General features: G+C 49.2%; 14 protein-coding genes. 5 read left to right on the top strand and 9 right to left on the bottom strand.

Features of this window, described 5'->3' with window-relative positions:
- Positions 1–7: 7 nt before the first annotated feature.
- From DXV75_RS13645 to DXV75_RS13635, 4 genes are all read right to left on the bottom strand, one after another.
- Positions 8–4,318 (bottom strand): EAL domain-containing protein, encoded by a 4,311-nt coding sequence (locus DXV75_RS13645; protein ID WP_147291834.1) that lies wholly within the window; start codon positions 4,316–4,318, stop codon positions 8–10.
- A 93-nt stretch (positions 4,319–4,411) separates the two neighbouring features.
- Entirely contained in the window at positions 4,412–4,924 is a 513-nt protein-coding gene (locus DXV75_RS13640; protein ID WP_115593983.1) for a hypothetical protein, read from the bottom strand.
- Positions 4,925–4,933: 9 nt separating this feature from the next.
- Positions 4,934–5,125, bottom strand: coding sequence for a hypothetical protein (locus tag DXV75_RS17060; RefSeq protein ID WP_147291833.1), 192 nt, complete (start codon positions 5,123–5,125; stop codon positions 4,934–4,936).
- A gap of 133 nt (positions 5,126–5,258) precedes the next feature.
- The gene (locus DXV75_RS13635) at positions 5,259–6,575 is read right to left on the bottom strand and encodes a ribonuclease J (protein ID WP_115594052.1); all 1,317 of its coding nucleotides are present in this window, start codon (positions 6,573–6,575) and stop codon (positions 5,259–5,261) included.
- 395 nt (positions 6,576–6,970) lie between these two features.
- Between DXV75_RS13635 and DXV75_RS13630 the strand changes: the two genes are divergently transcribed.
- Complete coding sequence (locus DXV75_RS13630; protein ID WP_115593982.1) at positions 6,971–7,651, top strand: YceH family protein; 681 nt, start codon at positions 6,971–6,973, stop codon at positions 7,649–7,651.
- Between the two features lie 118 nt (positions 7,652–7,769).
- Here the strand turns inward: DXV75_RS13630 and DXV75_RS13625 are convergent, their stop codons facing one another.
- From DXV75_RS13625 to DXV75_RS17125, 4 genes are all read right to left on the bottom strand, one after another.
- A complete protein-coding gene (locus DXV75_RS13625; RefSeq protein ID WP_115593981.1) occupies positions 7,770–8,000 on the bottom strand; it encodes a DUF2789 family protein in 231 nt (76 codons plus the stop codon).
- Positions 8,001–8,064: 64 nt separating this feature from the next.
- Entirely contained in the window at positions 8,065–8,427 is a 363-nt protein-coding gene (locus tag DXV75_RS13620; RefSeq protein ID WP_115593980.1) for a DUF2750 domain-containing protein, read from the bottom strand.
- Positions 8,428–8,622: 195 nt separating this feature from the next.
- Entirely contained in the window at positions 8,623–9,465 is an 843-nt protein-coding gene (locus tag DXV75_RS13615; protein WP_115593979.1) for a LysR family transcriptional regulator, read from the bottom strand.
- Positions 9,466–9,617: 152 nt separating this feature from the next.
- Complete coding sequence (locus tag DXV75_RS17125; RefSeq protein WP_181898430.1) at positions 9,618–9,791, bottom strand: hypothetical protein; 174 nt, start codon at positions 9,789–9,791, stop codon at positions 9,618–9,620.
- Positions 9,792–10,109: 318 nt separating this feature from the next.
- Here DXV75_RS17125 and DXV75_RS13610 point away from each other — a divergent pair, with 318 nt between their 5' ends.
- From DXV75_RS13610 to DXV75_RS13600, 3 genes are all read left to right on the top strand, one after another.
- Positions 10,110–10,463 (top strand): MaoP family protein, encoded by a 354-nt coding sequence (locus DXV75_RS13610; protein WP_115593978.1) that lies wholly within the window; start codon positions 10,110–10,112, stop codon positions 10,461–10,463.
- 303 nt (positions 10,464–10,766) lie between these two features.
- Positions 10,767–11,528: a PRC-barrel domain-containing protein gene (locus DXV75_RS13605; protein WP_115593977.1), complete on the top strand. Its 762-nt coding sequence runs from the start codon at positions 10,767–10,769 to the stop codon at positions 11,526–11,528.
- Between the two features lies 1 nt (position 11,529).
- Complete coding sequence (locus DXV75_RS13600) at positions 11,530–12,867, top strand: class II fumarate hydratase (protein WP_115593976.1); 1,338 nt, start codon at positions 11,530–11,532, stop codon at positions 12,865–12,867.
- A gap of 25 nt (positions 12,868–12,892) precedes the next feature.
- Here the strand turns inward: DXV75_RS13600 and DXV75_RS13595 are convergent, their stop codons facing one another.
- Positions 12,893–13,207 carry an ArsR/SmtB family transcription factor gene (locus DXV75_RS13595; RefSeq protein WP_245953236.1) on the bottom strand — a complete coding sequence of 105 codons (315 nt, stop codon included), beginning with the start codon at positions 13,205–13,207 and terminating at the stop codon, positions 12,893–12,895.
- A gap of 245 nt (positions 13,208–13,452) precedes the next feature.
- On the opposite strand from DXV75_RS13595, the gene DXV75_RS13590 reads away from it, so the two are divergent.
- Positions 13,453–14,376, top strand: coding sequence for a LysR family transcriptional regulator (locus DXV75_RS13590; RefSeq protein WP_115593974.1), 924 nt, complete (start codon positions 13,453–13,455; stop codon positions 14,374–14,376).
- Positions 14,377–14,649 lie beyond the last annotated feature (273 nt).

Raw genomic sequence — 14,649 nt, 5'->3', positions numbered from 1 at the left:
GTTATATTCAGGCCTCTGCCCAGCGGTGTGCAACCACACTGCTGAAACGGGGCCACTGGCGTTGTAACAACCCGGGGACTTTGGCGGCAGGAACCGGCTTGGAATAATAATACCCCTGATGATGATAGCACCCCATACCAGCCAGCAACTCAGCCTGATGCTGACTTTCCACACCTTCCGCCACGCTTTGCATGGATAAGCTGCTTGCCAGATGTATGGTGGTAAGAACCAGCGCATCATTGCCGGTTGTGCAGTTAATGTCATCAACAAAACTTTTGTCTATTTTCAGTACCTGCAATGAGAAGCGACGCAGATAACTGAGTGAGGAATACCCGGTACCAAAATCATCCAGCGCCAGTTTGTAACCGGCATCAATCAAGCGGTTGATCTCACGACCGGCATTTTCCGCATCATCCACCAATACACTTTCGGTGATTTCAAATCGCAGTGCATCCGGAGTGAGCCCACGCTCTGCCAGTAATGTGTCAAGCCAGCCGATATCTATTTCTGTTTTGAAATGCAATGCCGAAAGGTTTACTGAAACGTACCCTGTAAACCCCTGGGTCCGCCACCCGGCCAAATCATCAACTGCCCGGCCGATTGCCAGACGGGTTACATCCAGAATCAGACGCAATTGCTCAAGCACGGGAATAAACTGTGAAGGCCCCAGAGCGGAGCGCCCTTGTGACATGCGCAGCAATAACTCAAGCCCTTCAACCCGACCGGTTTTAACATTCACTATGGGCTGATAAAAATTGTGGAACGCCCCTTCATCGAAGGCCAGCTTTACTTGGTTTTCGAGCGTAAGCCTGAGTTTGGCTCTATCGTTCATTTCCTGGGTGAAGAAGGTAAAACGATTGATGGTGTCTTTTTTCGCGCTGTACATGGCGATATCAGACTGATTCAGCAACGAAGCGGCATCAACGGCGTCGTCCGGGTAGAAAGAAACCCCCACACTGCACCCTACCCGTAATGCCTTGCGATTGAGTTTAATTGGCAGTTCAATGCTTTCTATCAGTTTACCGATAAAATCGCTGACATCCTGGGTCCCCTGCACTTCCTCAATCACAATGACAAACTCATCACCTCCGAGCCTGGCGACCGTATCGGTACTGGAAGCCAGGTTCAGCATTCGGTTGGCCACTACTTTCAGGAGTTTGTCGCCATAATCGTGTCCAAGGGAATCATTGATCCCCTTAAACCGGTCCAGATCCACGAACAAAACTGCCAGTCGGGTATCGTGGCGTTTTGCATTGGCTATCGCGTGCTCAAGACGGTCCAGCAACAATGTCCGGTTTACCAGACCGGTCAGGCTGTCATAGCTGGCCATTTTGAGCAGCTTGCGTTCGGCGTTTTTCTGTTCTGTGATATCTGATATGACGATAAGATAGTGGTCTGTCTGGCTGGGGTCACGATCATTCTGAATGGCGGTAACATCAAACAGCACGTCATAATGTTTTCCGTTATCCCCTTCAATCACATCTTCGTCTTTCCAGTATTCGCCGGGCAATAAGGTAGCAATTCGGCCCCTGAGTTTGCGTTTCAGGTTGGGGTAACGGACATAAAGATGCTGAAGCTGCTCATCAAGACTTTCATTACTGTTGATGTTGAAAACCTGCTGAAACGCAGGATTGACCGCAACGGGCTGGCGCTGGGAATCAAAGATGACTACCCAGTCCCGGGTCTGCTGAAAAGCTTCGCCAAACAATTTCATCTGTTGCTGGGTCATCTGCCAATGACGCTTTCTCTGCTTCAGACGAATCATCAAAATCAGACTGACAACAACTACAATCATGCTGTACAGCGCATAATACAAGGGTGAACGAAATGGGGGATACGGCACTGAGAATGTGAGTTGAGCCGGGAGCAAAGTGTATTCCACCGGCTGAAATTTTGGAGAAACCTCAAAGCGGTACTCCCCTGCGGGTAAGTATCCAAAGGTCACTTTAGGATCTCTGGATTCTCCCATACTGAGTAATTCCCGCCCCCGATAAAGCTGATATTTGTACAGCGGGCGATTTGACTTACCCGTGAGCATGGAAGAGAAATGAATTGCCAGCCCAAAATCGTCGTAATTCAGGGCGAAATGACGGCCAGACAAATTCTTCATCGGCAAGTCAAGCTCGCGCGACTCAAGGCTCAGATTGGTGATCACGATCGGTCGGATCATCAGGCTTTGATTGTTCACCTGCCCCAGTTTCAGTGGGTCGAATATGACCACTCCCTGGGTTGACCCATAGGCAAAGCGGCCATCCAGTAATTGAATGCTGGCTCCCTGGTTAAATTCCGCCATACGAATTTCCTGACCATACTCAAAGTTCTTCAGCGAGCGGCGTACCGGTGAATACAGGTGCAGACCGTTGTGTGAACTGAACCAGAAATTACCCTTATCATCCAGTTGTAAACCGTAAGCAATGTTTGTCGGCAAAACGTTGTCCTTGCTCAGGAAACGCTCAGGTAGCGGTGAAAAGTCTTCGCTGTCTACGGCAATCAGACCGTACCTGGGAAATGACAACCACAAGATTCCCTGATGATCGAGAACCAAAGAAGTAACAGCGACAGAATAATTAATCTGCTTTTCGGTATACTGATAGACCAGTTCCAACGCCAGTGTATCCGGGTCCATCATCCATAGGCCATCGTAGGTGGCAAGAAACAGCTTATCCGGATAGCCATTGGCGGCGCGGATAAAACCGTTGAATGAGAACGGAGAAAAACGCTCTTTGGGTAAGTTCAGGGATTCCAGCACCTGTGTAACCGGATCGTAGCGATAAAAGTCATCCGCCACAAAATACAGACGCCCCATGTTGTCAACCTGTGCACCCCAGTTCCAGTCGGTAAACACTTTATGATGCTCTGGGTCTTGAGTAGGAGGCACCAAAGCTTCACCGGTAGCAGGGTCGAATAACTTAATTCCATCCAGGGTTTGCAAGAACATTTTGCCATTCGGGGCAGGCAGAATTTGTTCTATTGAGCTTTCTATCACATAGGACAGTTGCTCGGTATGATTGTGCAAATAGAATTCACTCTGGTCAGCAGCAAAGTCGTAGTGCGTCAGGCCATTTTCGGTTCCTATCCAAAGTTTGTCCGGTTCTGACTGGTAGAATGACCACACCGAACCGTTACTGAGTCGTGGCTGCTTGTCAACTCTGCTGTTCTGAATACTGGTTATTGCAACACTTTTTGGCGACCAGTACAGCGCTCCACCGTAAATCGTGCCCAGCCAAAGGTTTTCTTCATCATCCTGAGCTATCGTAAGCACCGAAGTTCGAGACAGCTTGGTATCACCATTGTGCGGTTCAAGAATATGCCGGGTTTGCCAGCTCCCATCATTAGCCGGCGTCAGTTTCATCAGGCCCACATTTGTCGCCAGCCAAAAGTCATTACCCTTGGTTTCTTCCACCTGCCAAATATTGTGACCCGCGACAATTTGTTCAAATGGAGATGGCGTTTCAGGAGCCCGTAACCAGTTTTGAATTTCCTGATAAGGAGCCATAAACAGCCCTTGGGTGGTGCCCACCCAAAGGCGGCGTTTTCTGTCCATTAAGAGGTATTTGGAATTTGAGTTTCGCTCGTTGGGTGTTGCGGAGCCCCAGTAATCAATTTCAACGGCTGCAGAAGATGGTTGCGCCAGGTCCACCATGCTCAGGCCATAACTATTAGCGATAAACAGCTGACTGCCTTCCAGCAATAGATAGCGAACCCCCTCGTTAGCCTGAAGGTAATTTTCACTCACCGAGTACAATACATTCGTGCTTCGGGTACGGGGATCGTATTGCACAACTTCTTCCCAAAGCCCGATTATCACGGTGCCATCCGGCCCCTGAATCATCGATTCAGCGTCCTGAAACAATTCCGGGCTTAACATGCGACCGCGTTCAATGACTTTTTCTATCTGATTGGCTTCCAGGTCATAGCGGTAAATGCCAGATGTATAAGTACTAATCCAGAGATTTTCATCGTCGTCGATGAATAGCTCTCTGATGCTGGCATTAACAAACTTGCTGTCCGGACCGGGAATATTGACGACTGAGTGCCCGTCCCATCGGTCCAGACCGCCTTCAGAGGCAATCCAAACAAAACCGGACGGATCTATTTTTATGTCGTTGATATAATTTTGGCTCAGGCCAATTTTAGACGATACAACCTGAAAGTAAGGATTGGGGAGCTGCGGAGCTGCAACGGCAAACAGCGGGAACAAAAGCAATATCGAAGTAACAAAAGCCTTGATATTCATGCTGTTCGGGCACTTCATTGACGATTTTTGAATTCTGTTTTTCAGGTCCTGCAATACCACTGCGTATTCCCTTTTCGTCAAACCACACTTCCTGATTGCATATTCGGGCGAAACATCACCGAAACTACACTATAGCGTATTGTGAAGTGAAAACGCACATTTTTGTAAAGGATGTTAAGAGGTACGCCAATATCGCACACTGCTCCTGAGCGCAGTCACAACAACATGTCCCATTAAAATGATAAAAATCAGATAATTAATAACCGGTATTGAATTTGTGTAAATAAACGCTACCCAATCCGTGCCATCAAAAAACAACCCGTCTACGTAACCCACGATTTGTAAACACCCCAGGATTAAAAAGGCTGCGGCTATCAGTTGACAGGTTAGCCCCAGGTTTACGTTGAGCCAGCGACTTAACAGATAGATAAGCGAGACGAATATAAAATCGGTAAGCGCAAAACCGATGTACCAGGCATGGAATACCAAAACCTGGGTAACGTGGTCCTCGGTCTTCATACTGCTGTTCAGAAAAAGGGTGAGCCCCTGATGCAGGACTTCCAGAAACATGACGCCCACGATAACAAAAGAAAAAGGTGTTATGGTGCGAACACTGAAAATGTAGGCCAGAAACGCTACCAGATACAGCAGCATTTCTGGACGAACTAGAAGCAAAAATTCATTCATTTATTATTGTTATTTGGTACCTGGTAGCCGAGGCATACCACCACTGCCATTTCCCTGCGTTGAAACACCACACAACAGCGGTGCAGAATTACAGACTTCATCAACAAAGCCAGGCGCGGACTGTTCTGACATTTGCGCGACTGCTGTTCCAGATAGTAACCCAACAAAAGAGACGACTGCAATTTTTACGATTTTTTTCATTTCTAATCTCCAAGCTTTATTGTGAAATCCGCTGCTAAAACCTTTTTTATTCAGCGTGCTACTAGCTTATCGACCGAAAAAAAATTCCTTTAACCTTTATTTTCAAAGAGTTAATTTACAACAAATTAACAAGCTAATTATCCCTGGAGCCCTGCTGAACCGGCAAGCGCCCGACTTTTACCTGTTGCCGGCGGATGCCTGCCTGTGGAGCCAGACGATACAAATCACCGTTTTGACCGATGAAATGCCTCTTTACCCCAGAGGCTTTTGCAATTTGAGCATGAGCCGCCAGGTGTTCCGCCTCTCCGTGCACCGGTATGGCAATCTTTGGCCTGACCCACGAATACATCAGTTTGAGCTCTTCCGCACAAGGGTGACCACTGGCGTGAATGGGCAAATGCCAGGATTCACTGTGAATAACCTCAATCTGCTTTTTCCCGAATCTTTCTTTCAACGCCTCCACCGCCTTTTCATTACCGGGTATAACAATACTGCTGAACACCACTGTATCCCCTTTTTCCAATTCCAGGTTCGGATGCGCATCCATTGATAAGCGATGAAGTGCTGCGCGTGACTCTCCCTGGCTGCCTGTGGCTACGACAAGAACTTCCCGGGGGAGTAAATACCCGATGTGGGCAGCATCAATCACTGCCAGCTCTGTCGGCCAGAGCAATTGCTGCCTGGCTATGGAATACATATTTTGCAGTGCCCGACCAAACAGGGCTAAATATCTGCCTGTCTCATGGGCAATACGGGCAAGGGAGATGAGCCGGGCAATGTTACTGCCAAAACAGCCAACAACCACTCGCCCGGACAATGGCTTAATGGTTGCCAGCAAACCGTCATAACAGGTGCGCTCAGACACCGAAAAACCGGATTTGGTGGCATTGGTGGAGTCCCCCACCAGTGCCAGCACCGATTGATTTGCCAGCTGCTTGTAGGTTGAGGGGTTAAACCCTTTTCCGGTAATTGGCTGAGCATCAATCTTCCAGTCTGCCGTATGTAACACATTTCCGGCAGACGTCTGTATAAACAGCGCGAAGGGTTCAGGCAAAGAATGAGTGATAGCCAGCCACTGCACGGCAAACGGCCCGATTTTCAGGTTCGCACCTTCCCTAACTTCTACAATGGGAATTCGTCCTGCCAGCCCTTCCCTTGCCAATTTGCGACGCAGAACCTCCGCGGTAAAAGGTGTTGTATAAACCGGGCACCCCAACTTTCGCCACAAATAAGGCACGGCACCAACGTGATCTTCATGAGCGTGTGTAATAACCAGCCCAGCCAGCCGCTCCTTGTGCTGCACAATAAACTGAGGGTCCGGCGCCACTACCCGGAATTTCTGTGCTCCACAGGATCCGCCCCTGTAAGCCGGGATCAGGGGTTCGTCGAATGAAACTCCACAGTCAACCATCAGCCATTTACCATCGTGGCCATACAGGTTGAGATTCATGCCAATTTCACCGGTACCTCCCAATGGCAGAAACCAGAGATCCTGACCAGAAGGGATCAATGAATTAATGCTAACCTCCTCAGGTAATATTTCGGAGCTATCTCCACACCAGGCCGAAGCTGCTTCAGATAAAGCAACGCTCCGGCCACCATCGTCAGTATACCGAACCCAAACAGATGTCAGAACTGCGATTTTTCCCAATGGATTCGGAAAATAAAGGCTAAAAGAATGCAAGCCAATTGACTACAATAGCGTTGAGCACACTACCTGCTCTGCATGGTTATTTGGTTTTTATGGGCAATCCAGCAGCAGGCAGACAATTAAAATCGTTTTATGATCAAAACCTTCAAATCTTGATATCAGGCTGAAAACGTCCAAAAGAGGACCCGTTAGCAATGGCAATAACCCTTACAGACAAAGAATGCCGAGTGATTGGCGTTTTGTTGGAAAAGTCTATTACAACACCGGAACAATACCCGCTCACCATTAACGCCTTAACCAACGGCTGCAATCAAAAAAGCAATCGCGCTCCGCTAATGAATTTAACCGAAGAGGAAGTCAAAACCATTTTGGCAGCGCTGAACACCAAACGGCTCATTCAGGTTTCAACCGGATTTGGCAGCCGGGTAGATAAAATCACCCAGCGATTTTGCAATACGGAGTTTGGTGAACTCAAACTCACTGAACAGCAAACCGCCATCATGACCGAGTTGTTGTTGCGGGGCCCACAGACACCCGGGGAATTGCGCGGGCGATGCCAGAGAATGGCAAGATTCTCAGACATGGCCGATGTTGAAAGTTCCCTGGCGAGTTTGCAGGCCTATCAGCCTGACCCGTTAGTGGAGCAGTTACCCAGAGAGCCCGGCAAGCGGGAAGCACGATACGCACATCTTTTCACCGAATTTAACAGCGTCAGATCTGCCGTGAACATCAGTAGCACCGATAGCGAACAGCATATCCAGGCACCTGAGGAAGATACGCAACTCAATCACTTGCTAAACAAAGTGGAACAACTTTCTACCCAAGTGTGTGAGTTGACTGCCCGCCTGGAAATTCTGGAGCGCAAAAACCACTGACGCCGGGATACCGTCAATTCAGGGGCGGTCTCCGGAAGGAGCACCAAAATCATTAAATCAGGGTTAAAAACATTTACGTTGCCGGGAGTTGAAGAAGCCAGCACGCCCGGCCGCAATGTTACTGGTGATGTAACTCAGCGTTGAGCTGGTCAATAACCTCCGCCCATTCCGCGTCTTCTGCCAGGGCGCCTTTAATGAATTCGGCCTGCGCCTGGGTCCAGAACGGGGCTTCCTCGATGTGACCGCTCATGCCTTTGTGCTTATCGATGAAAGCCTGGATAGCATCCTGCGAAGAGTCCAGACCAAGCTGAACGAACAATTCCTGCATTGTAGGTTGTTGGGTAAACATTTTGGGAGCGCCCCCTTAGCAGCGTATTGGTAGTTGATCACGTCCCTGCAGCCCCGCGATCGCTTCAGGCCTTTTGCAATGCTGCGGCAAAATCTTCAGGTGCCATAACTTCGCCCTCTTCCCCGGGAACAGGGCAAACCATAATGACCAAAGCATCCTGCATCAGACCGGGAGTCCATTTAGACATCCACTTATCCAGGGAGATCGCCATAGGTTGACAGTCCGCCCAGTCATCAGTAGCCCACAACCTGGCTAATGCCTCATCCGGCCAGACGGGTACACCGTCCTCATCTTCCGACGTCAGCATAACGCAGCCATCGTTGTCTGTGAGGATCCAGATCTGTGCGCCAGACGCGATCATCTCGACAGTTTGCTGCGCTCTGTTTTGCGGTGAAACCGCGAGTAATGGGTGAGATATGGAAGTCATTGCAACGGCCTTTTAAAAAAATCAGAAACGGCAATACACCATTGCGTTCTGCGCAGATCCGAGCCGGATTAACTCGACAACCCAGCACCGCACAACCGTGATGCACTACCATGTATTCTTAGCTTTAATGTTAACAGGGTCCCCGCCATTAACCAGTTCTATCTGAACGGATAGCACATCATTGTACGCAAGAATTCAAAAAAAGATTCCATCCGGCCAGGAAAAACTGTCTATGACCTCCTTGAGGCCCATACGGCGCACCGCTTTCATGGTGTTGAGGTAAATCTGAAGTTTTACATCGTGAAGGGGAGCAACAAGCCTGACTTCCATTCCCAACTGTGCGCTCATGTCTTCCTCCACTGGCAGAACAGCGAAGCCGCCCTCGGTTCTCAGAGTTGCCAGTGCCAGGTGCAGTGAGTTGGTGCGCAATTTTGCATCACGTAACTGCGGATACTGAGCCAACAGCGCGTCTTTGGCTTTGCTTCCCCAATCCACCGATACAAACTGTTTTGCGTCCACCTGCTCAAACGGCAGGTTCACGCAATAAACACCAAGCGTCAACCTGCGCAATTCCTGGCTGACCACCTCTTCCGATTTGAGCGGCTCGGTAGAGAATGCCAAATCAATCACACGTTCGTGCAGTTGTCTGGACAAATTGTCCATCGACAACACCTCAGCCTTGACCGACCACTGGGGAAAATTAGAGTGCAAATGTCCCAGAACGCCGGAAAGGCTGACCTCCGCTGATAACTGAGTCGCGCCACAGACCAGATATTCCGCAGACTGAGCCTGAAGTTCCTGCTTGGCCTGGTTGAGCGTCTGACAAAGCTGACGCGCATAGGGCAATAGCTTTTCCCCCGCCGGAGTCAACTGAATACTATTGCGGTGTCGAATAAACAGTGTGGTCTGAAAGTACTCTTCAAGTAACTTTATTCGCGCGCTAACGGCGGATTGGGTGAGATAGAGGTTTTCTGCGGCCTTACCAAAATGTCGGGTATTGACCACTTCAATGAATGTGGTTAGGAAGCGGGTATCCATGCTTGTTTCAACGCAACACTACAATGGGGTAACGCTGTCACAGAATAACGCCTGTGTAAACAAAAAAGCACAGGGTGCTGGCTCCAAACCAGTAGGCGGAGCCATTTGGCAACCCTGTGACTTTGATGCGAAGGAAAACGCTCTAACCCTGGCTAGAAGCTTTCCTGATGCAGCCTGCGCTGTTTTTCGCGTCTTTGCAGATCTCTCTGCTGTTTTGTTTTTGTTTCAGGATTACGACGACTGCGCCCTTTTTTACCGCTGTCGTTGGAATCTTCATCTACCGAGTCCCATTCATCCTGGTGTTGGTAACGATAGTCTTTACTCATTGTTTTCTCATGGTTGTTGCCTCACTGGCATTTTTTAGTCTGGCGTGAAAAATAGGAAATGAAATTTAATTATCGTTACGACAAAAAATTCAACATTTTTTTACAGCGCACGTATCCAGTTAAAAACTCTGCTCCAACCCGTGAATATCAGACATTCTGGCAAGAATTTAGTGCATCAAACTGAGTGTCAAAATTTGGACGCAGGGCAGACACCATGCAAAAAAATTTTTTATGGATAGGGTAAAAAGTTTTTGTTTCATTTTTTTCCGGATATATCATAAAAGTCTCGTGGAAATCACCACTTACACGAGAACTACCATGAAAGCTCCTGATATTCGCGTGCCAGTAAAGCCGTTTATCGACCGACAGCACTTTCCTTATGGTTTTCGTAAATCCGGCGACTTCAGTATCAGTGAAGCGGATTTGCTGACCAAGTACGGTAAAACACTGTTGGCCCTTGAGTCGGGTGAAATGCAACCCGAATCAGATGAAGAATCACACTTTGTCGATTTTATCCGTGGTCAACATGATGCAGAGTCAAATGTTGAAAAAGCCTGGGCAAAATACGTCAGGCTGGCCCGGGGCAAACGACATTTTTATACCTTACACAGTTCAGCAAGTAACCAGTCTGATTATGACGACGATTTCGACGACGAATTCGACGTTGCATGACGACAAGGCTTCAAGCGCCCAGGGGAAACTGCGGGCGCTGGCTTTGTTTTTCATGTGACAAAACTCGGCCAAAAGCTGCTTTTGTAAAAAGTTCCCCGTATCAGCCCCTTATAAAATAAACTACCCAGCCTTCAACTCGCCAAAAGTTGGCAAAACCGGCCACCCAAATACCGGTGACACAAAACGCTCGCAAAACTGGTAATAATGCCCTTTCAGCATCTACGCTTTAGTCATGGCCAATTTGGCATCGAAATCGAATGTTAAATGATTCGAAGTGAAAATGCGTATCAGGAGGGAAGCAGTATGATGATTACCTACCGGCAACTGGATCACTGTGCGATCCATGCCACAGATGGCGACATAGGCGGTTGCAGGGACGTATTGTTTGACGATCAGGATTTCGTTGTGCGCTACCTGGTAGCAGACACCAATACCTGGCTTCCACTCAGCCGCAAGGTAGTTCTTTCTCCCATATCCATCACCGAGTTGAACAAAGAAGAACACAAAGTTCATGTTGCCATGACCCGGCAGGAACTCAAGGACAGCCCCTCCATTGAAGAACACAAACCCGTGTCCAGGGAATATGAAGAGATGCTGTTCAAATATTTTGGTTACGGGTATTACTGGATTGGCCCCGGCGCCTGGGGTGATTTTGCGCATCCCACTGAGTTGGTCGACGCTGAACTGGATAAAAGCCGGGAACAGTCCGAGCCACAAAAACCTGAAAATCACATGCGTTCCTGCAGTGAAATAATCGGCTACGACCTGGCCACACTGGATGGTGAAATCGGCCACATCAGCGACTTCCTTGTTGAAGAAAGCGGCTGGCAAATCAAGGCCCTGGTCGTGGACACTCACAACTGGCTACCAGGCGGTAAAAAGCTTTTACTGATGCCTGCGGATATCCTGTCGTTCGACTGGTCTACCCACAAAGTAAACGTAAACCTTGCCCGGGAAGCTCTGTTGGCCAGACCGGAAATAGAAACAGATCGGCTGGATGATCCGGCTTACAGGAAGCACCTTTTGGAACAGCTGGGCAAATCACAAACTCCGCCCCAAAACTGATATGAGTCAACAGGAGCCGCCGCACCCTCCGGTTTTGTATCAAACACAAACCAAGCTCGCGCTCGACAATTTCCAGTTCAGCGGAGTGCCCTTGCCCCCGCCGTTTATTCATGCACTGGGGTTCGTAAAAGCAGCTTGTGCCACCGCCAATCGGGAACTGGGGCTCCTTGCCCCAGACAAAAGCGAAGCCATCTGGGAAGCCGCTATGGAAATTGCCCACGGTGAGCATGACATGCAGTTTCCAATCGATGTATTTCAGACTGGCTCGGGAACCAGCACCAACATGAATGCCAATGAGGTGATAGCAACCCTTGCATGCAGGCGACTTGGCAGCCCGCTGCACCCCAATGACGATGTGAATCTGGGGCAAAGCTCCAATGACGTGATCCCAACCACAATCCACGTCAGCGCATTGTGCGAGTGCAACCGGCACTTGATCCCAGCCATTGAGGCACTCATTAACGCAATAGCGCACCACGCAAAAAACTGCAAAGACACCGTCAAAACAGGGCGAACCCACCTGATGGATGCCATGCCAATTACACTCGGGCAGGAAATGTCTGGCTGGAGTGCGCAACTGTCTCAGTCCGTCGCCAGAATTAAAGATACCCTGGTGCGCGTAAGCCAACTCGCCATCGGAGGAACTGCGGTAGGCACCGGAGTAAACAGTCACCCGGGGTTCGGTGCGCGGGTCGCCAGTGCCCTCACCCAGCAGCTGGGAATTACCTTTATGGTCACCGACAACCACTTTGCTGCGCTGTCGGCCCAGGACACTGCCGTGGAACTTTCCGGTCAGCTTAATACCCTTGCAGTTGCGCTGATGAAAATAAGTAACGACTTGCGCTGGATGAACAGCGGCCCGCTGGCAGGTTTGGGCGAAATAACCCTGCCAAAACTGCAAGCTGGAAGCAGTATCATGCCGGGAAAGGTTAATCCGGTCATTCCCGAGGCAGTTACCATGGTCTGTGCACAGGTAATGGGAAATCACCAGACCATTGTGGTTGCCGGCCAATCGGGTAATTTTCAGTTAAACGTAATGCTGCCCCTGATTGCGACCAATTTGCTGAATACCATTGAACTGCTTACTCAGAGTTGCAGGCACCTATCAGAAAAAGTTTTCAGTACACTGACTGTAAATTCAGAACGGCTTGCAGAAGTGCTGGCGCAAAACCCTATTCTCGTCACTGCACTCAACCGGAAAATCGGCTACGAGAAAGGGGCACAGATCGCACAGATTGCATATCAGCAAAAACGCCCAATATTGGACGTCGCACTGGAGATGACAGACCTTGATGAAGCACAACTCAGGGAGCTACTCAACCCCAAAAACTTGGTTTGATGACTGGTTCGCACCGAACTGGAGATTAATCCGCCTGGCAGAAAAGCTGGTGCAACAGTTCAATGGTGCGGGCGACGCGCTCATCCGCCAGACGATACCAGATGACTTGCCCTTCGCGGCGGGTGTCAACCAGGCCTGCTTCCCGAAGGACTGCAAGATGCTGTGATAAAACCGGTTGGGTAACGGGTGTTTTCACAAGTAAGTCGGTCACCGACATTTCCTTGTCCAACAAACAACACAAAACCATTAGCCGGGTTTTGTTGGCCAACTGTTTAAGGTAACGCTCAGCATCGGCGGCATGAGCCAGAAGGTCGTTTGTCTGCATTGTGCTCGATGTCATTGTAAGTGCCATTAATTGAATCAAACCCTAATGTCTGATTGCCCTTTTCACTTTAGGGAGGTGATATTTTATACATTAGAATTTCCTAATACAACGACAAATCCAGCCGGAGCCCCAATGCCTGCCGCCCCAGGATAGGGCCGGACTCCGGTTACTTCGTTCAACAACCACAAAAAACATTCTATGAATCAGGATGCATTGGGGGTTAAACTGCTGCCATTCAATCATTGTGACGAATAATTCCCATGTTAAAGGCCACTTTGGAACAATGGCGCATGTTCAAAGCCGTCGTTGACGCCGGCGGATTCAATCAGGCGGCTCAGCAGGTGCATAAAAGCCAGTCCAGCATCCATCATGCGGTACAAAAGCTTGAGCAGGCATTGGGGCTGAGCCTGTTTGAAAACGACGGCCGAAAAGTCAAACTGACCGAGACTGGCGAGCTTATGCTCCGCAGAGCCAGCTTTCTGCTCGACGAAGCACAGAAAATTGAAGCCGTAGCAAGCACTCTGAACACTGGGGTCGAAACGCAGTTACGGCTGGCAGTAGACATTATTTTTCCTCCGGAACTGCTTTACAGAGTATTGAGTAAGGTTTCCCAGGATTTTCCATTACTGCGCATTGAGATCATGGAGACCGTACTTAATGGTGCCAACGCCATGCTCAAATCGGATGAAGTGGACATAGCAATCTCACCTTTCGCCTACCCAAATGGCTTCAGCGAAGACCTGTGCGCCATAGAGTTTGTCGCCGTGGCACATCCGGAACACCCCCTTCATACACAGCAACGCCCCATCAGTCGCGAAGATCTTAAATCCCACCGCCAGATTGTTGTAAGGGATTCATCTTCGGAACGAAAAGGGGAAGCCGGATGGCTGGGAGCAGAACAGCGCTGGACAGTCAGTCACGTCAGAACTTCCATAGATATGATTTGCCAGGGGCTGGGTTTCGCCTGGTTACCGGTTGCAATTATTCAGAAACAATTGCAAAACAACCAGTTGAAACCCCTTGAACTGGACCACGGCGGGCTGCGCAAAGCCATGCTCTACCTTAACTTTGACGACGGAGACAAACTTGGCCCTGCGGCGAGAACTTTCATTGGCGAACTGCGTTATCAATCCATGCAAATGCCCTGTGCAAGTCACGTTTTCGAAAACAACGATTGCACATGAAAAGCTAACGGGTTATAAATTAAGCGTATCGCCATCATAATAAAACAAACAATAGGCAAGGATCAGCGCCATGTTCATCTGGAGTTACGGTGAGGGAATCTGGTCAGCAGGCAAAACTGCTGAATGTACTCCACTTCCTCAAAAGAACACTCGCAAACCATTCCCTTTTTCTCAGTTTCTGGCTTCTGCATCTGGGTGCTTGGTAGTAAAAATCACTGCGAGTATTACACTTTATCGCGTCTCCCATCAGCGTTACCCTGTTCTGGGAACCCT

Origin of the sequence: Alteromonas aestuariivivens (assembly GCF_003367475.1) — a bacterium.
GTDB classification, from domain to species: domain Bacteria; phylum Pseudomonadota; class Gammaproteobacteria; order Enterobacterales; family Alteromonadaceae; genus Alteromonas; species Alteromonas aestuariivivens.
The sequence above is the reverse complement of the archived record's forward strand: the minus strand, read 5'-3'. Positions and strand labels throughout refer to the sequence as shown.